The organism is Bdellovibrio sp. HCB117 (assembly GCF_047305915.1).
Taxonomy (GTDB): Bacteria; Bdellovibrionota; Bdellovibrionia; order Bdellovibrionales; family Bdellovibrionaceae; genus Bdellovibrio; species Bdellovibrio bacteriovorus_B.
In genome coordinates this window covers 3,161,283-3,179,547 of record NZ_CP178622.1, presented here as the reverse complement: position 1 = coordinate 3,179,547, position 18,265 = coordinate 3,161,283, and the positions used below count along the sequence as shown (strand labels likewise).

The window sequence follows — 18,265 nt, the reverse complement described above, 5'->3', positions numbered from 1 at the left end:
AAAAGCCAAGCTGCATGTTGAGTTAGTTCTTGCCGTAAAGCGCCGAAGGCGCAATTTTGGGTAGAGCCTAGGGTTCCTGCTCTGGGCCTTTTCGCTCGGACAGTCCTCGCGCGTTTAGTCTTCTGCTGGCAATCTTGTTTTGGGGTTTTTAGTTTTTCCCGTTGTGGTGCAGATGTTTTTGGGCGCTGCGGAACTCGCTACAAGGCTCAGAGCAGGAACCCTAGGCTCTACCCAAAATTACATCTCGATGTTCTTTCAGAAGAGCAAACGTCAGCGCAGCTGACCAGAAAACCACAGAGGAACGATACAATGTCTTTTTTTATTTCCCCCAAAACTGGTTCGGAGAGAGGAAGGGTTAAACTCTGCTTCCTTGAAGCGAGTTCCGCAGCGCACGAAAGCTATGGCGGTATACAGAAAAGAAAGACACGAAAAGCAAGAATGCCAGCAAAAGACGAGAAGCGCGAGGACTGTCCGAGCGAAAAGGAAGCAGAGTTTAACCCTTCCTCTCTCCGGCACCCGAGGTGATGAAGGAAAATAAAAAAAGGCGTTCCCGTGGGGAACGCCTTTTGATTAGTTCATCGTTGTTAGACGATTACTTAACCATTGATTTGAATTCTGCGCCAGCGCGGAATTTTGGAGCCCAAGAAGCTGGGATTTTGATTGCTTTACCAGTTTGTGGGTTGCGACCTGTGCGAGCTTTGCGTTTAGCTTTAGTGAAAGTACCGAAGCCAACAAGTTTAACGTCGTCGCCTTTTTTAACTGATTTCTTGATGTTCTCTACTGCGCAATCAAGGATCATTTCAGCTTGAGCTTTAGAAACTTTTGTTTCAGTAGCGATTTTTTCGATAAGTTGAGCTTTGTTCATTTGAACTCCTCTTTAAGACACTTTTGTGTGTCCGTCGTTGTAAATAAAAATCGTGATGATAACTCTTCGTCATCCAATGACATGGTCATGAAAATGCAAAATCGGAAATTCGTCAATAGCAAAATGTGAAAACGACTCTGAGTGCGCGTTTCAGCGGCATCAGTGCATATCTTCAGAAGAGTCTTCGTCGTCCATACTTAAAGCATCACTTGAAGAATCTTTGACGGGAATTTTGTATTCTTCGCTGGCCCATGCGCCAAGATCGATGATGCGACATCTTTCTGAACAGAAAGGACGGAAAGGATTTTCTGGTGAGTACAACGCTAAACGCCCGCACTGCGGGCATTTAACTTGTCTTGGTTTTTGAGGTTCTGTCATACCTGAATCTTTGCTGAGTCTTGCCACGAGTGCAAGACGCAGAGCTTAGTACTTTTTAAATTTACCCGTTGCGAACTTCGTAGCTACGTTGTTGTACGGGTAGTAAAGATCATATGTGAAGTAACCGTCTTGCAGAGTTCCTTTTAGAACCTGAATTTGGATCAAGCGCAAGCCGCCACCATTCCAGTAGGAACCTTGAGCACGGATCTCGAAACCTTGGCTATTATTGATCAAGCTAAACGTGTTGTTGGAGTTCAAGATAAGTGGGTTGAACGCAACGCCGCCAGCATCCCAACCCAAGCTAAAGTTCCATTGGAAGAAACTTGGAGCCGGGTAAGCTTCGAAGCGCACCGCTGGTTTCATAGATGAATCAATAGAGAACGCAATTTTGAATGAACCAGAAACCCAGTTGTTACAGTCGGAAAGACCGCTGCTCCAACCCCAGATATTTCTGTCACAAACCGCCATGGCTTCTTTTAAGAATTGTTTGTAAGCGCCAGAGTTGACGATCGTCATGTCACCATTCACGGTGCCGACGCCGCCCCAACTTTGTACATACGAACGGTTGAAGTCATAATATTGTACGGGGCCTGTCACTGTACCTGGAGTCCCCGGTGTACCACCGTTCACCCACACACAGTTTACGCCGTTGTACGAATATCCCGCAGGACAAGTGACTGTGGTTGTACCACCACCACTGCCATCGCTACAGCCCACCATCAATGCCGCGAAAGACATCATCGCAACAAAGGACGTTAAAAGCTTTTTCATAACAAACCTCTTTCTAATTAAACTTCTACATCTAATCTGCAATACAGAACTCATGCCATTTCTATCTATGGGTGAATTGTGGTTATTTTGCGATTGGCAGCTGAAAGACTGTTTAAAGTCTGGAGAGCACAGTCAATTTGCGTCACTCTTGCGGGTGTCTAAAAATGAGACACTCTATTTTTCCCTCTGAAAACAGCCTTTTTTCGTCTCACAAATTGGAATCTTTTCGGTCGAGTAAAATGGGAATTTATGATAGGGTGCTAGCGCTATGATCGATCGTAAATACATCCCGTACATTCTTGGAATTTTTCTTCTGGTGGCACTGCTTGCAATGGCGCAAACTCCTCGCGTTTTATTGAAAAGCAGAACCAGTGAACGACAAGTTCAGGTGCAGGAATCGAAGTCGGATTACTTCTATCTTCCCGTCGGATCGAAGAACGTTTCAAATTTGACCGAGGTGGACTACGCCACGTTGATTGGGCAATTCCTAGTGAAAAATTTTGCAAAAGTTCAGGCCGCTACGGGCAAGAATTTGGTTATTCCGTATGAATGGCAAAGTCCTTACTTCGCGGCCTTCGCTCAGCAGAAGGAAGACTCTATGCAGATTTCCCTCTGGGGTGGAATGGCGCGAGCACCAGGTGCCACGAAAGCTGCTCTGGCAGCTATTCTTTGTCATGAGTTGGGGCATATTATTGGCGGTGAGCCTCGGCAAACAATTCCCGGTTCGGATTGGGCTTCAACCGAAGGACAATCTGATTTCTACGCGGCCTCAAATTGTTTACCTGAGCTTCTCACCGCGTATCCAGAACTTGTTCCCGTGATAGAAGACGATGTCAGAAAGGCTTGTGATCAGAATACTCTTTGTGAAAGATCCATGCAGGCAGGGCTTGAGATGATTCGTTTCGTGCAGCAATATTCGTATCGTGACTATGTGCCGGTGAATATCAATACTCCCGCAGCAGCGACAAACGAACTTGTTCGCAATACTTATCCTTCGGATCAATGTCGCTTAGACAGTTTTGTGCAAGGAAGTTTGTGCCAACTAGGAACGTGTCGAGCTCCGGTGTGTTGGCTTCCTTAAAAGCAGATATGTCCCTAACAAAATCAAGAGCAGACTGATCCAGCTTGAAATTGAGACTCCCAATGTCGGTCCGCGAAAGTCATCCCGAAAGTATTCCATGATCAAGCGGCCGATTGCATGCAAGATCATCCACGAATAAAAAACGGCTCCTCTTTTTTTTCTCGGAGCTTTTTCAATTCCCAGTAAAATAAAAAGCACACCCAGTTCCCATAAGGCGGCATAAGCTTGGGTGGGGTGTCGTCCTCCGAAAGCCCATGGCAGTTCGCAGTATTTTCCGAAACAACATCCCGCTAAAAGACAGGCGATACGGCCCATGACATAAGAAAAAGAAAGAACGGGAGCAAACATGTCCAGATATTCTTCGAAGGTGCTTTTGTTCTTTCTAATAAGATAAATAAAAGCCAGAAGCGCGGCGAACAAAGCGCCACCGTAAAAAACGAAGCCGCCGTTCCAAACTTGCAGTATGCGGACGGGCTCTTCGCGATAATAAGGAAAGTCTTCATAGAAAACGTGGAATAAGCGACCGCCTAAAAATCCCGCCACCATGATGATTAGACTAAGGTCGAGCGTCGTTTTACGCGAAAGTTGCAACTGCTCCGAACGCCTCACCAGCCACCATAGGCAAATGCACACAGTGCCACTGAGGATCAGATAATAAGTGGGAACACCGAATGTAGGTGAAAGCGGAAGGATCGGGTACAAACTACCTCCAAGTATACCGACGATAGACTTAATTTTCTTTTATTCCCCAAAATATTCAACTCGATTCTGGTCAAGCCCCGCTAACTAAATACATAATTACAAATATATGAAGTTGCACCCTGCCGAAATTGCTAAGGAAATTAAAAGTTTCTCTTTCTTCAAGTCATTCAGTGACGACTTGCTTTTACAAGCATCAGCAATGATTCATACCGAATCCGTGTCAGCAGGAAGCTTGATTCTTCAAGAGGGAAAAAAGAACACTTCTTTGTTTTTTCTAAGATCGGGCAGTGTCGAAGTTTCATTAGCTGGCGAAGTGATTGCGACATTAAATACGCCGGGTGAAGTGTTCGGAGAAATGAGTGTCATCACATCCAATCTGACGTCGACCACGGTCAAAGCTCTAACGGCAGTGGAGTGCTTTGTTATCCGCTCAGAAGATTTCGGACATGTTCATCCTAAAGACAAAGATCGCTTTCAGGCTCTCTTATTCCAGATCTACTGCTTTATCTTGACGGAGCGCTTGATGCGCACAAACGAAAAAGCTCGTTTGTTTGAAATTCTTAATCGTGAACTGCACGAAGCTCAAAGCGCGATCGAAAAAAGTGGCGGTGGCAAGGTTCTGTTAGTCGAACCAGATAAAAAGCAACAACTGCCGATTCGTATGGCCCTTGGTGGAACCGGCGTTCAATTGGATATCGCCAGTGATTCGGCCATGGGACACACTTTCTTGGCTGAAAATAAGTATGACATTGTTTTGTGTGAAGAAGCTTGTGTGGACGTCTTAAAAGATGTTCAAGACAAAAAATCCTCTCCCTATGCGGTCCTACTTACAAACAAAGACGTCCAAGGAAACTTGAACGTTCTGGAAAAAAACCGCTTCGTCGATCACATCATTTCTCGGGATGCCGAAGATAGAAATGCCACCATTCGCTATGTCTTAACTGCTTTGAGTAAGCTTTTGAACAAAGATCTTTTTGGCATCGAAAAGTATCTGACTTGGGGAGTAGAGGTGCAAACTCGAGCCGTGACTCACTCTAGTCAGCGCGAAGGACTTCGCGAAGATATTTACACTTACTTCAAAAAGATGGGGATTCGCAGCACGGTTTTAGATCGCGTTAATACTGTCGTTGAAGAAATGCTGATGAATGCGATATACGATGCTCCGGTGGATGCTCAAGGAAAGTCCATCTTCAATCACATTTCTCGTAAAGAAGAAATCAAACTGGATACTCATCAACAATCGCAGCTGACGTATGCTAGTGATGGTGTGTTGCTTGCAGTAGCGGTGAAAGATCCATTTGGTTCCCTTACGAAAAACATCATCATTGATTATCTTTTAAGCTGTTATAATGGCCAAGCTGGCAGCATGAATGCTGAAAAGGGCGGTGCCGGTCGCGGTCTGCACCAGATTATCGAGAACGCGGACTTAACTGTATTTAATGTTAAAAAGGGTGTTCGCACCGAAGTGATTTGTCTTTTCAACGTCGACGGACAAAAGCGCGAAGCTCAGCCTTCGTTCCACTACTTCTTCGTATAACTCAAGAAACCCACCAACATCTGTCCAATAAGGATGCAGGGGACGGTGGGAAGCTCTGTGGAAAATAATGAAATGCTAAATCCCAGTAGACTTCCTAAGGAAGCGATTAACAGTATTTTCGCCGTATAAGAATTCAAATTTCGACTGCGGGATGAAGCAAAGCTTGTCGCAATGAAAAGTGATCCCATGGTGTAAAGATAGCCCATGCTTTGAATTGCCATTGTCGTCAATAGCAAGGTTCCTACGTCGAAAACCAGATTTTTGCCGCTGCGATGAATGGAGCTTTGATTTAATAGCTGAAAAGAAATCATCGAAAGCTCTTTCCAGCTCCACAATAAGAATGCCCCAAATGCCAAGCCTGCTGCCAGACTCATCTGCGCACCCAAATTGCTCATCACCGCAATATCACCAAAATACGCCGCTGCCATATGAGACTCTAAAGAAGGCGTGATGGAGGTGATCAAATACGTAAGCGAAAGAAAGAATACAAAAAGAGTCAAATAAATGTGGTTTCTGTCCGAGCGGGATTCAATCCAAAAATCAGAAAGTAAGAGTGTCAACCAACCTAAACTCAAACCTAAAACCAGATTCAAACCGTGAAAGTCGGTTCCCAAGATAAGGTTTAAAACAAATCCCAATACAATTCCTAAAGAAGAGCCTTGGCCTAACACAAAAATTTGCGCACTTTTAGCCCGAGCGGTCCACTGGCCACCTATCAACGCAAGCACCGCAGCCATAACCACACTGGCCTGCAAAGCCCACTGATAAATTTTTAGCAAGTCCAAGAAGGAACTCATCGAATCTCCAAAAATTTAACTGAAGCCCAGTTTTGTACAAGCGCGCGATGAGACACCAAAATCAAAGAACTTTGTGGATTCATTTTAAGAAACTGTGCTAACGCGTCTTCCAGTACTTGAACTGAGTCCTTATCCACATGATTAAAGGGCTCATCCAAAACCAATAATTTGGGGCGTTTCGCCAGAACAGCCGCTAAAAGAACTTTTTGTCTTTCACCGCCACTGGCGGTGTTCCATTTTTTATTAAGATCAAGCCCCCGCAGCAAGGGAAGGTCTCGCGCCGTGGGGGGGACCATATCCTGCAGGGTCAAGGGAAGATGGAAATTCAAGTTTCCTAACTGAGGAACATACTGCATTTCGACCTTCGAAATGCGCAACTGAAAAGAGCCTTCATAGTATTTATGAAGACCCAAAAGAGTTTTCAATAAAGTGCTCTTTCCTGAACCATTTTCTCCACGCAGAAACAGCACTTCACCTTCTTGAAGATCAAAGTCGACCGCAGGTGAAAGATCCAGTCCTTCACGGCTGCGGGCTTTTAGATTTCGAACTTCAAGAATAGAACTCATGGAATGGATTTTACCAATAATTTTTGCAAGCCTTCAATCGTCTTTGCATCGGAATTACCAGAAGTTTGCACATAGGAAGGCACAGTGACAACTGGAATGCCGGAAAGCTCTGTGAATCTTTCTAAAGCTTTATGAGGTGCTGAGGGTGTCGCGAAAAGCACAGCCACTTTGTTGTCCTTTGCGAGCTTCGCCACCTGAGCTAAGCGCGCCGCCGAGGGTGGCATGCCTGGCTTTTCCTCTAAAGATCCGACGGATTCAAGCCCATAGGCATTAAAGAAGTAGGTAAATTCTTTGTGATACTCCATGACCTTCACTTTTTTTACGCTCTTAGAAAGTGTCGTCTGCAGGTCGGTCATTTTCTTTTTGAATGCATCATAATTCTTCGAAAACTCCGAGGCTTTGCCTGGATCTCCTTCTGATAAAACGCGCACAACTTCGTTCGCGCCTTCAACGAGCTTTTCTGGCGACAATGCAAAATGCGGATTTCCTTGAGGATGAACATCTCCTAAGGATCTGTTGATAACACCCACGGGAACGTCGACAGGCTTTACCGACTTTCCTAGGATGCAAGAGCCCTTACCACCAGGGGAGACATTCGCATTTCCGGCTTTTTCTAGAACTTTTGGAAGCCAACCGACTTCAAGTTCCAAACCGACAGAGCAAAGTACGTCGGCTCGATTTACTTTTAAAATATAATCGGGGCGGGCTTCGGCATAGTGAGGATCTTCACTTCCTTTCAGCAAGCTTTGAACTTCCACTTCGTTTCCGCCGATAGCCTGAACAATTTCTGCAATATCGGGAAGTGTCGTTACTACTTTGATTTTCGAAAAAGCCGTCGAAGCACAGAATAAACATGTCGCAAATACAAAACTCTTCACGAAATCCTCCTAGAATGAATGCGCAGGGTGCGCGCCCAAGATAGACACCAACTGCAACTCAATTTTCTGGCTCAAGTCATCCGATTCGCCCTTATAAGTTTGCACATCGTAAGTGTATGCGACGCGGAACCATGTGAACTCACTGTGCTTATAGGTCAGGTTCGGAACAAAGCCATAATCTAAATTGTCTTGTTTAGAACCATCTGATTGAAACGTGCGGGAAAGCTCCGAGAACAAATCCACACGCAGTCCTAGAAACAGACGTTCACTCAAGGACATTTGCGGATAGATGTAAGCACCGATGTCCTCTTGGCGGTCTGCTTCGGGAGCTTTTAAGTTGCGATACCAGATTTCTGATTGCAAAAGAAAACGAAGAACTTTGCCTTCCGTCTTTTTAAATACAAAATCAAACCCATAAAGCTGAGTTTGAATGCCTTCAGCATCAGTGCGGCCTAAATAATTCATTCCCCATTGCAAGGCTCCGGCGTCACCAAAATCAATGAAGTTGACCGGGTGAATATAGTGAGTAGGAACGCGCGGTTTTTCGCCCGCATCGTGGGCGTGTCCATAGGTATATCCATTTGTCACACCGGCGGTAATGTCCCAATAAGAGTCCATGGGAAGAAGAGTTGAAAACTCAGCTCCCGTATCCGCGATACCTTCTTCGTCAAAGAACTCTGTCTGCACACGAGGCGCAGAAATAAAGGCCCAATCGTGCTGGTGGAATTGGTTTAATCGACCTACGCCTAAAAAGAATTTCCCGATTTTGAACCGAGAAGAGGGGATCAGTTTGTTGGATGAAACGAAAGCCTCATGCACTTCAAAAACAAACTCACCATCTTCATTGTGAGCTGCCGCGTTTAGGTTCGCGTCGAATGTAGGATCAAGAGGACCAAAAAAAGAAAGCTCGGCAGATCGAATGTCCAGCTTATTTTCTTCTGAGCCTTCGAAATCAAAAGGGGCCACGATATCGATCGCAGCGGCGGTTTGAATGTTTTGCAATAGATTCTGTGCAGAAGCGCGAACGCCAGAAAGCAGAATAAAAAGAATGACCGTAAAACGTTTCATTAGTGTGATTCCTGTGGTGCAGATAAGACAGCTTTAAGAAGCTGTGCTTTTTCAAGTTTAAAACCCCAATTGCGGCCGAAGCCATTACCCGGGCTATTATCATAGTTTAGATCAAAGCTGTCTTCTGCAGAATTATAAAGAGTGTTGCGATGATCCATCGAGGCATTCTTGGATCCGTTCCACAATAGAATATGACTAGGATGTTCGTTGTTATGCACATCAATAGTGAATGTCAAAACACCCGTCGCATCTACAGAATTAAACAGGGAGGACCATTCTTGAGTTTGACCCTGTGCTGAGCTGAAAACAAAAAGTTTGGTGCCTTGGCGAGTGAAAACAAAATCAATGCCGTTTTTAAGCTGGGAGTCTGCGAAAGTAGACACACGAAAGCGTCCTCCCTCTTCCAACGTAAAACTCACTTCAAAGTTGGCTCCCGAAGACACTGAAGAAACCGTGTCAGCCATAAGCCCTACGCCGGGAGAAATTTCGAAGTAAGCTTGATCTCCTATTTTTTGAGCTTGTTGAAGGGCGTCCTTGTCAGGATTGTATCCGCCTCCGCAGGCCGTCACGAATAAAGCCGTCAGTGCGAACAGAAATGAATGCTTCATGATCACTCCTAGAACGAAGGCTCGCCGGGACCAGCATTGCGACTGCGATGACAATCAATTTCAGTGCCTGCATGAATGTGGCACATGAAATGGGCTTTCGTTTCAACACCATTAACTAAAGACGAAAGAGTTACAAACATCTCCGTCGCGTTTTGCCACATCTTAATGCTCGCTAAGCTGTCCAAAGAAGAAATTTTTCTTTCAAAAACATCCATAGAAGAAGCTAAGCCTTCAAGATACGCATCGACGTTGAAACTCAATGACGGAGCCGTCGAAGGAGTGTTGTTCAGTTCAGCACCCTCATGGCAGTGGGCATGGTGTTCGCCATCCTGAGAATGGAAGTGGCAGTCATAAGATGCCGACTTCACCGCATTTTCTGCGACGAAGTAAATTTTAGATGCAGCCTCGTCATCAAACGTCTCGGTTTGGAAGCTCCAAAGAAGACCCGCTCCTGAAGTCTCAAACATTTCTAAGGCTTCGACGGTCGCCGCGCTTACTTTAGAACGCTTCAAGATACTGAGATCCGTTGTGTGATCATGAGCAAAAGTGGCCGGTGTGAATGCGAAAATCAGGGAAATAAGAAAGGTCTTCATAACGTCTCCTTCGATTTAAAGCGTTCTAGCACCCTGATTTTGCAGATGCAAGTAATTTGCATTTAAAAAACGCAACGAATGGTTGCGTAATACAGAGACTTGTTGCGGCACCACCCCGGGTCCGCTATCAAGGGGTCATGCCTGGGCTGATTCGATTTCGCTGGATTGCGATATTCTGTCTAACTTTGGGGATTATTCCCCTTATTCATTGGAACCTTCTGCAAAAAAGGGACATCTTCTATTTTATTGCTGTCCTTGCATTGCTGGCGACCTTCAATGTTCTATCGCAAGGTTTGTGGCCCCGCGAAGATCACGCTCGTCAAAAGCACACCCTGGTGCATCTTTGGGTGGACCTTTTAGCGGCGGCCGGTCTGCTTTTTGTGAGTGGTTCCGCAAATAACCCTTTTGTCAGCATTCTTTGCATTCACTCGTTCTTAGGGGGCATGCTTTTACGTAAACGAGCTTCTTATCTTTTTGGAGCTTCAGTTCTTCTTTTATTAGGTCTTTTGCAGTTAGAAACTTATTTTGACGCCAGGGTCACCGTGGGCTCTGACGTGTCTGATTTAGGCTTACGATTTCTTTCGCAATGGCTTTTGATCACGGCCTCGTGGTTTGTCAGCCATTACTTCTCAGGTCTTTTGCAAAAAAACGAAATGCGCATTCGCCTTTTGCAAGATCGTCAGCATCAAGCGGATCGTTTGAAATCTTTAGGTGCATTGACGGCGGGGTTCTCTCATCAATTAGCGACTCCGATGAATTCCTTAAAACTTCGCATGGAACGTGGCTTAAGAAAATTATCCAGTGAGGAAACAACCGCGCGCGAAGAGTTAGAGAAAGCCAAAACATCTTTGGATGAATGCGTGCAAGTGTTTCAACACATGGCTTCGGTTTTTTCCCGCTCTTCGCAGGCTGAATTGCACACAGTGGAAATTCAAAAACTTACTGAGGATCTTTTAAAAGTCTGGGAAAAAGAAAACGAAGGAGTCGTCATCGAAAAGCATTTTATGACAGAACCTCTTTCGTGCCGTTTGCAGGTGCTGGCGTTTTCAAACACCTTCTTTGATTTGTTAAACAACGCTTTGGAAGCATCACCCTCAGGATCTAAAATCTATGTGCGCTTATTTAAAAAAGACTCGTGGATTCTTTTAGAAGTCACAGATCTTGGAGAAGGTCTTTCCGACGAAACTTTATCTCGCTTAGGCGAGCCTTTCGTAACCACGAAAGTGGATGGAAATGGCTTGGGACTTTACTCTGCCATGATGATGGCACAAGCTGCGGGTGGCGAGTTTAAAATCTTTAATAACACCTCGGGAAGAGGCGCGACGGCGCAAATTCGTCTTCCCATCGAGGAGGCTTAAATGGATATCAAAGGGAAAAAGCTTTTACTGGTTGAAGACGATCGCAACCTTCGCGAAGTATTAACGGAAGAACTTCAAGATCGTGGCATGGTGGTCACAAGCTTTGAACAAACTCCTTCTTTGGCGCAAATCACTGAAGCTGAATGGGCCTTGCTTGATTTGCGTGTAGGTTCTGAAAACGGCCTGCAGTTTTTGAAGGATCTCAAAGACAAATTCCCCCAAGTCAAAGTTGTTATGATGAGTGGTTTTGGCAGCGTTGCTTCTGCGGTGAAGGCTATGCAGTTGGGGGCCCACAGCTTTATCAGTAAGCCGGTAACCCCGGATATGATTATCAAGGCTTTTACTGACCAAAATGTGGGTGAGGAAGTGCCTGATCAGGAAATTTCTTTGGCACGTATGGAGCGAGAATACATCGATTACGTTCTGCAAAGTTCCGACGGCAATATAACTCAGGCCGCTAAGAAGTTAGGTTTGCACCGCCAAAGTCTGCAAAGAAAACTTCGTAAGAATATTCCGAACAAATAAAAAAGGCGCTTAAGCAGCGCCCTCTGTTTTCTCTTTTTCTTTCTTTTTATTCTCAAGGAACATCAGAAGTAAAAGAAGTCCTACTCCGCCGACAATCGCCATGTCGGCGATATTGAAAGCGGGCCAGCTCCAACGATTGTAGATATGGAAATCCAGGAAGTCGATCACGTAGCGGAAGCGCACGCGGTCGATGTAGTTTCCAATAGCGCCACCGAAGATGCTTGAAAGAGCGATGATTTGTTTTGTGTCGTCGTCTTTTACGCCACGTAAAATACCTAAAATAATGATCAACGCAATGGGTGGCATCGCCAAGAAGAAGATCTCACGGAAATCGGGATGGCTTTCTGCCAAGAATCCAAACGCCGCACCGAAGTTTCTTACATAAGTGATGTTAAAGAAATTAGGAATGACAGAGATGGACTCGCCCAGGTGAAAGTGCGTGTGAACATAGACCTTAATCACTTGGTCTAAAGCCACAAGGAAAGCAGAGATAAGCACAAGCCAGATATATTTACGTTTCATGCTGGGGAGTATAGCCCAATTACCGCGGGCCACGCAAAGACTACTTAAGTAGGGTTTTTGAACGGCTGTAGCCGATCTTGATTAGCATGCGAAGGGCTTCAAGGTCTGAGCTCAAGTTGAACTCTTCTTTGACTTCCTGAATCATGCCTTTGGAACAAGAATCTAGCATCTCCATCAAATCAGGCTGACGAGTTGTCGCTGTCACAGTTTTTTCAGTATAGGAAACCTGAGTTTGTGTCGCGGTTGTCGCCGCCGGCACTACGTGAACTTGCTGAACTTGTTGCATTTGCTGAACCTGTTGCACGGGAGGTGCTACAGTCGCTGGCGTCGGTTGAGGCTGTGCCATCACTGGACGAGCGGGGCCGTCAAGTTCACCCATCATACCAGCCAGGCTTCTTAGTTCATTTTTGAAGTTTTGGATGCTCGGTCTTTCCAACGCATGGTCGCCATCGCGAGTGGCTTTGAGATACAAACTCACCAAGATATCCGGAGTCGTCGCCATTTCCTTGATCGAAGAGTTTTGAACTGTCAGCCACTGATAGGCTTTCAGCAAAGTCTCTTTCGTGTATGCCTGTGGTGGCAACGGATTCATGGTCATTGATTAATTTTCTCCGGAAGGTGAGGGACTGAAACTACAGACTCCATTACGTCGAGTCAATGTAGAGTAACCACAAAATCCCAAGAATTATCTGCTCAAAAATTATGCATCTCTAGATGCAGGGGTTTTATTCAATTACAAAACTAGAGGCATTGCGAAAAACGAAAAAAAGGAAAAGAGTTTTTCTTGATTTTTCTTTCAGGTTTTAGGAATGGCCCAGTTAATAAAAGAAAAACCCACAAGTTTTTAGCTTGTGGGTTTCGCCGTTTTTTTAGGATTTTCTTAGTTGGCGTAGTCTTTCGCAACGATTCCGTACTTCTCAATTTTTCTAAGAAGTGTTTTCTTTGGAATATTAGCGTGCAACGCTGTTTGATTGATACGACCACGGAAAGTTTTAAGAGCCTTGATAATAAACTCTTTTTCGAAAGCTTCTTTCTGCGCATTGAAATCTAGGTTTTCGGAACCGTTGTAAGGAACGATTTCTTCGCCATCCAACTCTTCAGCGTCTGTACCCACGTCCGCATCATCGTCATCACCCAAAGTCGCATGGGCTTGAGAAGCCGATGTCAAACCCGCAGAAGCTACGTTTTGAGCGGTTTCCATCACTGGTGGAACATCGATCAAATTTGTACCTGTAGCAATCAACAAGGATTCAGGTAAAGACGCAATCGTGATTATGTTAGACATCTCTAGAACAAAAGCGTGCTCGATCACGTTTTCAAGCTCACGGATGTTTCCTGGCCATGTGTGTTTTTTAAGGACCGCCATCGCATCTGGAGCAATTCCGTTGATGCGTTTGCCGTGCGCTTGGTTGAATTTCTTAATAAAGATATTCACCATGTGATCCATATCGTCTTTGCGCTCAGCTAGTGCCGGCAAGAAGATAGGTACAACGTTCAAACGATAGAACAAGTCTTCGCGGAAAGTGCCCGCTTTGATCATGTCTTCAAGAGGTCGGTTTGTCGCGGCAATAATACGAACATTAGTTGGGAATTCGCGATTCGAGCCGACGGGAGTGAAAAGCTTTTCCTGAAGTACGCGCAAGATCTTTACTTGCATCAATTGTGGCATGTCGCCGACTTCATCTAGGAATAGCGTCCCGCCTTCAGCGAATTGGAATTTCCCGATCTTGCGTTGATCCGCACCTGTGAAAGAACCCTTTTCGTGACCGAATAACTCGGATTCAAAAAGATTCTCTGGGATTGCAGAGCAGTTGATAGCTACGAACTTTTCATCTTTGCGAGCGGAGTTGTAGTGAATCGCTTTGGCAACAAGTTCTTTACCCGTTCCGGAAGCACCACGAATCAAAACAGGAGTGTCGACTTTTGCAAGACGGTGAATGATGTTAAACACCTTTTGCATTTGCGAAGTGTGACCGATGATTTTACGACCGGCTTCGTGCATGACGGGTGCTGAAGCTGCGATATTTGAAATCAAGTTATGGGCATTTACGGCTTTATCGATCAATTGAAGTAACTGATCGCTGCCAACAGGTTTTGGAAGGTAATTGTAAGCGCCGTCTTTAACGGCTTGAATCGCGTCGTTCAACGTCGCGTGCGCGGTCATGATGATCGCAATGATACCTGGGTCGAATTCTTTGATTTGGCGAAGAGCTTCGAGCCCGTTCATGCGGGGCATGTCCACATCAAGAATCACTAGATCGTATTTCTTGTCGCCGCCTTTGATCTTTTCCATAGCGTTAACGCCATCGAAAGCCTCGTCGACTTCAAATCTTTGAGTGACTGCGAGTGCGGATTTAACGGAAAGTCTTAAGCCCTGATCGTCGTCTACAACCAAAACCTTAAGCATGTGTACCCCCTTGCTCGATTGGTAGTTCTACCGTAAATGTGGAACCATTACCATGGGAAGATTCTACAAAAAGGCGTCCATGGTGAAGTTCGGTAAAGTATTTAGCCAAATAAAGCCCCAATCCTGACCCCTTGATCGGCGAGCTTTTGGCGTTCTTGGATCTGAAAAACTTCATGAAAATATTAGGCAATTCGTCAGCAGGAATACCCGGCCCCTGATCGGCGACTTGAACGACCACCTTCGTGGAGGACTCTTCGCTAGAGATCATAATCTTCGTGTCTTCAGGGCTGTATTTAATGGCGTTTTCTACAAGGTTTGAGAACACCTGCTTCATTAAATCAGCGTCCACAGGAACGGGGAACATAGGCTCCAGTTCAGAGACGATCTGGATACGTTTCACTTTTGCAAGGAACTCGTGCTTACGGATGACTTCTTGAAGAAGATTGTTGATGTCCTTGCTTTGCAGGTTCAGCTGAACCCCTTGGCTTTCAATTTTACCATAATTCAAAATCGCATTGATGAACTTCAAAAGGTCATCAGAAGAATGACGAATCGTATCCACAGCCTCGCGCTGCTGAGGACTCAAGGTTACCGGATCGGCAAGAATCATATCCGTCATCCCTTGAATGCGCGCAATCGGCGTTTTTAAGTCGTGAGACATCATAGAAATGAAATTTGTCTTAAGCTCTTCGACCTGGCTTAGAAGTTTATTCTTCTGGTAGTACTCCCAACTGCGACGATTTTCCACGATCAAGCGGTACGGGATGAAGAAGTAGTAGCAGAGGAAGATGGTTAAAAGTGGCGCCGCCATCGGAAGCCAGAATCCTCCGATCCAGAAAGCGGCAGAGCTGACACCAATAAAGCCGACCAACGTGGCCGCAAGAACCATCAAACCTTGAGTGGGTTTCATAGTAAGGACAACATGAGTCGTTAATAACGAAGCGAGGAGAATGAGTAACCAGCTAACGTATCTGCTAGCCCTGACAGGTGCTGAGTTCGTAATGAGGGTATCGATCGCGTTTGCCTGCAGTTCGATACGTGTCATTGCCATAACATCTCTATTATAAGGGCTTTGAATATACTCGGCTTCATTCAATCCCAAATCGGTACCAATAATTACAATTTTATCTTTGAATCTGTCTGTGCTGACGACACCGTCGATGAGATCTTCGAATGAAGTTGAAGGAAAAGACTTAGCTGGATGAAAATTAATGTAAGCCTGGTCGGTCCCGTAAAAATCAAAAACGCCGCGAACGCTTTCTACGTTTGCGACACTAGGGTTAACCAATGCCGCTAGGTGCGTCGATAATAGAGGACGATCTTGATAGGTTAAAATCATTCGTCGAGTTACGCCGTCTTTAGCAAAATTAACTAAGTCCGTCGTTTTTGGAGAAGGGAATAAAGAGATTTGCTCAAAGGGCTGACTTAAAACCAATTGATTCTCTTCCCCTTTTAAAGGCGTGGAACGTCCAGCGACATAGATGTTCTCATTCGCTACGATACTAGCTTCCCATTTATTTTTTGCCTCGACGGTGCCTGGTGTTTCATTAAGGTCAAAGTCATAAACTACGGCCTTTGGATTTTGGCTCTTAATCTTTTCTAAAAGCTTGTTTTGTTCGGAAGCTGAGGGGAAACCTTGAAAGCTTTGAATTGTCTTAGGCGTTATGTAGATAAGCTCAATATTTCCGGACGTAGAGTTGATTAATTTTGTGCGACTTCGCAGGTCGTATAGATAGGACTCGATATACTCCAAATTTGTTTGCGCCAAAAGAATAGAAATCCCTACTGCGAATAAGATTCGCAGCGCAAGTGCTTGGTAGTTGCCCTTTTTAGAGGGAACTGATTTCTCTTCAGGGGAGGGAGGAAGAGTCATAAGTCCTATATTTTATTTTTTAAAAGTTAGCGAACGGGGATGCAGCCTTCGCCATTACCTGTACCTGGCCCGCCTTTAATTCCTGGATTTGGTAGTGCGGGCTTCAGAGGCTTCACTTTTTTGATATGTGTTTTCTTTGTCATATATTCCTCTTAGCAGGATTCCCTGCTGATTTTATAATATAGTAAGGCGGTGCTAATCAAGCTGCGTGTGCGAAAGCAAAATTGGCCATCTTTCTTATGTTTGCTTCCAGTACTTTGCTTATGGATGAACATACAGCCGCCACCGCATAGATAACGTGCCCAGCAGCTTTGACAGTTGTTCTTTTCGATCAAGGGAGCCTGGTATTCATTCAGACTCTCTAAATCAAGGTTGTCACCGTGGCCAACCTGTTCATTTTTATTTCCCACTTCCCACGGGCAAGTATAAAGATTGTTCTTGGCATCTACCATCAGGAAGGATTTTCCAGCGCCGCAATGATTCTCTGTTTGTTGCTGACTATCAAGTGCATGGAAGTATTGGTCAAAGACGCCGATTTTACGAAGTTCTCTCTCGCCGCCTTTTGCATACGCTGTTTTTGCGATCAGGTTCATTTGCGAAACGAATTCTCTATTGCTTACATCATCGTTGTCAGACACTGAATACGTGAACTCGTATTTATCCACGTCGAATTGACGGTAGAACTCATAGGCTTTTATTAAATCCAGATTATCAGCGTTAAAAACTCCATGAAGCGTGATGAGCCCTAAAGAGTCGCGAACAGCAGAAATTTGGTTGAGTCCGTCAACGACCATTTCTGTGCTGCTAGCGCCTGTTTTCGTTGGGCGAGACTTGTCGTTAATGCTTGCAGGTCCATCGACGCTGATAGTGATATTGGCTTGAATACTTTTAAGTACATTCAAGGTTTTTTCATTAATCAATGTTCCATTCGTTACGATGGAAAAACGTGGATGGATATTCCGACCGGCAGCCATAAGTCGCACATAGTTGCCAATTTCTTGGATCCCTTCAGGATAAAGGAGGGGTTCGCCTCCAAGAAAAGTAATTTTGAAATTGCTATTGTCGGGGAGTTTTTCCAAAAAGAATTTCAACTGTGGCAAAGTTTTTTCGACATTGATCTTTGTTTGCGCAGCACCGTAAGTTCCGTCGCCACCGGCCGCGCAGTATGTGCATTTCAAATTGCAAATTTGAGTAACGTTAATAGTTAAACTGCGAATACCTGGTTCGAGCTTTCCGGATTTAACGTCGGGGTTGCTATCTTGTTCCCAAGCTGAAAGTTCGGCCAACGCTTCATTGGCATCGTCAGTAGCTTGCATGGTCGACCAAGTCTCTTCAGAAATCTCTGCAACCTCTAGATTTCGGGCATGGAACGCCAGGGGAGCGCTTTGTCCCCATTTAAATGCCACAATGTCTTTGTAACGTCTTTGTTCCATGCGCATTAAGGAGCTGCAATAAGCGTTCCAAAATGAGACGTCCGGCCTTCGTCATAATGCCTAGTATAATCAAATACTTATGATAGATATGGCGGTGTATTTTTGGCTCCTTGTCAGGCGACCTAGGATCAAAAGGTAACTAATACACGAAGGGATAATGATTCAACAGCTGGGGAATAATCAACTTCGTATTTAATTTTCCGATAAGACAAGGTGTCTATAACCACCACAACTTTCAGAAAAATCTCGTGGATTTTCCCGTTTATCTTTGGCGGATTGTTCGCGTTTGCGTCCCTAAGTTTT

The 18,265-nt window shown here is 45.0% G+C and carries 19 protein-coding genes; 4 read left to right on the top strand and 15 right to left on the bottom strand.

The window, feature by feature from the left end; genetic code table 11:
- Positions 1 to 592: 592 nt before the first annotated feature.
- The 3 genes from ACLWBD_RS15035 to ACLWBD_RS15025 all read right to left on the bottom strand — a co-directional run bounded on the left by ACLWBD_RS15035 (position 593) and on the right by ACLWBD_RS15025 (position 2,014).
- Complete coding sequence (locus ACLWBD_RS15035; protein ID WP_063205168.1) at positions 593 to 865, bottom strand: HU family DNA-binding protein; 273 nt, start codon at positions 863 to 865, stop codon at positions 593 to 595.
- 159 nt (positions 866 to 1,024) lie between these two features.
- The gene (locus ACLWBD_RS15030) at positions 1,025 to 1,243 is read right to left on the bottom strand and encodes a DNA gyrase inhibitor YacG (protein ID WP_041870760.1); all 219 of its coding nucleotides are present in this window, start codon (positions 1,241 to 1,243) and stop codon (positions 1,025 to 1,027) included.
- A gap of 45 nt (positions 1,244 to 1,288) precedes the next feature.
- On the bottom strand, positions 1,289 to 2,014 hold the full coding sequence (locus ACLWBD_RS15025) for a hypothetical protein (RefSeq protein WP_063205167.1): 726 nt from the start codon (positions 2,012 to 2,014) through the stop codon (positions 1,289 to 1,291).
- A gap of 268 nt (positions 2,015 to 2,282) precedes the next feature.
- Here ACLWBD_RS15025 and ACLWBD_RS15020 point away from each other — a divergent pair, with 268 nt between their 5' ends.
- The gene (locus tag ACLWBD_RS15020; RefSeq protein WP_413568806.1) at positions 2,283 to 3,095 is read left to right on the top strand and encodes a hypothetical protein; all 813 of its coding nucleotides are present in this window, start codon (positions 2,283 to 2,285) and stop codon (positions 3,093 to 3,095) included.
- On the opposite strand, the gene ACLWBD_RS15015 is transcribed toward ACLWBD_RS15020, so the two are convergent.
- On the bottom strand, positions 3,057 to 3,797 hold the full coding sequence (locus ACLWBD_RS15015) for a prolipoprotein diacylglyceryl transferase (protein WP_063205165.1): 741 nt from the start codon (positions 3,795 to 3,797) through the stop codon (positions 3,057 to 3,059). The two genes, ACLWBD_RS15020 and ACLWBD_RS15015, sit on opposite strands and share 39 nt — an antisense overlap.
- 106 nt (positions 3,798 to 3,903) lie before the next feature.
- On the opposite strand from ACLWBD_RS15015, the gene ACLWBD_RS15010 reads away from it, so the two are divergent.
- A complete protein-coding gene (locus ACLWBD_RS15010; RefSeq protein ID WP_063205164.1) occupies positions 3,904 to 5,334 on the top strand; it encodes a cyclic nucleotide-binding domain-containing protein in 1,431 nt (476 codons plus the stop codon).
- Here the strand turns inward: ACLWBD_RS15010 and ACLWBD_RS15005 are convergent.
- From ACLWBD_RS15005 to ACLWBD_RS14980, 6 genes are read right to left on the bottom strand one after another with little or no spacing between them, the layout of a single operon-like run.
- Positions 5,319 to 6,131, bottom strand: coding sequence for a metal ABC transporter permease (locus ACLWBD_RS15005; protein WP_413568804.1), 813 nt, complete (start codon positions 6,129 to 6,131; stop codon positions 5,319 to 5,321). The two genes, ACLWBD_RS15010 and ACLWBD_RS15005, sit on opposite strands and share 16 nt — an antisense overlap.
- Positions 6,128 to 6,697 carry an ATP-binding cassette domain-containing protein gene (locus ACLWBD_RS15000; protein WP_413568803.1) on the bottom strand — a complete coding sequence of 190 codons (570 nt, stop codon included), beginning with the start codon at positions 6,695 to 6,697 and terminating at the stop codon, positions 6,128 to 6,130. The genes ACLWBD_RS15005 and ACLWBD_RS15000 overlap by 4 nt, the downstream gene beginning before the upstream one ends.
- Positions 6,694 to 7,575 (bottom strand): metal ABC transporter substrate-binding protein, encoded by an 882-nt coding sequence (locus ACLWBD_RS14995; protein ID WP_413568802.1) that lies wholly within the window; start codon positions 7,573 to 7,575, stop codon positions 6,694 to 6,696. Before ACLWBD_RS14995 ends, ACLWBD_RS15000 begins: the two co-directional genes overlap by 4 nt.
- A 9-nt stretch (positions 7,576 to 7,584) precedes the next feature.
- Positions 7,585 to 8,643, bottom strand: a complete 1,059-nt coding sequence (locus tag ACLWBD_RS14990; protein ID WP_413568801.1) for an outer membrane beta-barrel protein — start codon at positions 8,641 to 8,643, stop codon at positions 7,585 to 7,587.
- The gene (locus ACLWBD_RS14985) at positions 8,643 to 9,251 is read right to left on the bottom strand and encodes a hypothetical protein (protein ID WP_413568799.1); all 609 of its coding nucleotides are present in this window, start codon (positions 9,249 to 9,251) and stop codon (positions 8,643 to 8,645) included. Before ACLWBD_RS14985 ends, ACLWBD_RS14990 begins: the two co-directional genes overlap by 1 nt.
- A gap of 8 nt (positions 9,252 to 9,259) precedes the next feature.
- A complete protein-coding gene (locus tag ACLWBD_RS14980; RefSeq protein ID WP_413568798.1) occupies positions 9,260 to 9,844 on the bottom strand; it encodes a hypothetical protein in 585 nt (194 codons plus the stop codon).
- A gap of 137 nt (positions 9,845 to 9,981) precedes the next feature.
- Between ACLWBD_RS14980 and ACLWBD_RS14975 the strand changes: the two genes are divergently transcribed.
- Positions 9,982 to 11,202 carry a sensor histidine kinase gene (locus ACLWBD_RS14975; RefSeq protein ID WP_413568797.1) on the top strand — a complete coding sequence of 407 codons (1,221 nt, stop codon included), beginning with the start codon at positions 9,982 to 9,984 and terminating at the stop codon, positions 11,200 to 11,202.
- Complete coding sequence (locus tag ACLWBD_RS14970; RefSeq protein WP_063205156.1) at positions 11,203 to 11,727, top strand: response regulator transcription factor; 525 nt, start codon at positions 11,203 to 11,205, stop codon at positions 11,725 to 11,727.
- Between the two features lie 9 nt (positions 11,728 to 11,736).
- On the opposite strand, the gene lspA is transcribed toward ACLWBD_RS14970, so the two are convergent.
- The 5 genes from lspA to ACLWBD_RS14945 all read right to left on the bottom strand — a co-directional run bounded on the left by lspA (position 11,737) and on the right by ACLWBD_RS14945 (position 17,962).
- Positions 11,737 to 12,249: a signal peptidase II gene (gene lspA / locus ACLWBD_RS14965; protein ID WP_063205155.1), complete on the bottom strand. Its 513-nt coding sequence runs from the start codon at positions 12,247 to 12,249 to the stop codon at positions 11,737 to 11,739.
- A 40-nt stretch (positions 12,250 to 12,289) separates the two neighbouring features.
- Entirely contained in the window at positions 12,290 to 12,847 is a 558-nt protein-coding gene (locus ACLWBD_RS14960) for a hypothetical protein (protein ID WP_063205154.1), read from the bottom strand.
- A 282-nt stretch (positions 12,848 to 13,129) separates the two neighbouring features.
- On the bottom strand, positions 13,130 to 14,656 hold the full coding sequence (locus ACLWBD_RS14955; RefSeq protein WP_413568795.1) for a sigma-54-dependent transcriptional regulator: 1,527 nt from the start codon (positions 14,654 to 14,656) through the stop codon (positions 13,130 to 13,132).
- Positions 14,649 to 16,529 carry an ATP-binding protein gene (locus tag ACLWBD_RS14950; RefSeq protein WP_413568794.1) on the bottom strand — a complete coding sequence of 627 codons (1,881 nt, stop codon included), beginning with the start codon at positions 16,527 to 16,529 and terminating at the stop codon, positions 14,649 to 14,651. The genes ACLWBD_RS14955 and ACLWBD_RS14950 overlap by 8 nt, the downstream gene beginning before the upstream one ends.
- Positions 16,530 to 16,681: 152 nt before the next feature.
- Complete coding sequence (locus ACLWBD_RS14945; protein ID WP_413568792.1) at positions 16,682 to 17,962, bottom strand: radical SAM protein; 1,281 nt, start codon at positions 17,960 to 17,962, stop codon at positions 16,682 to 16,684.
- Between the last annotated feature and the right edge of the window lie 303 nt (positions 17,963 to 18,265).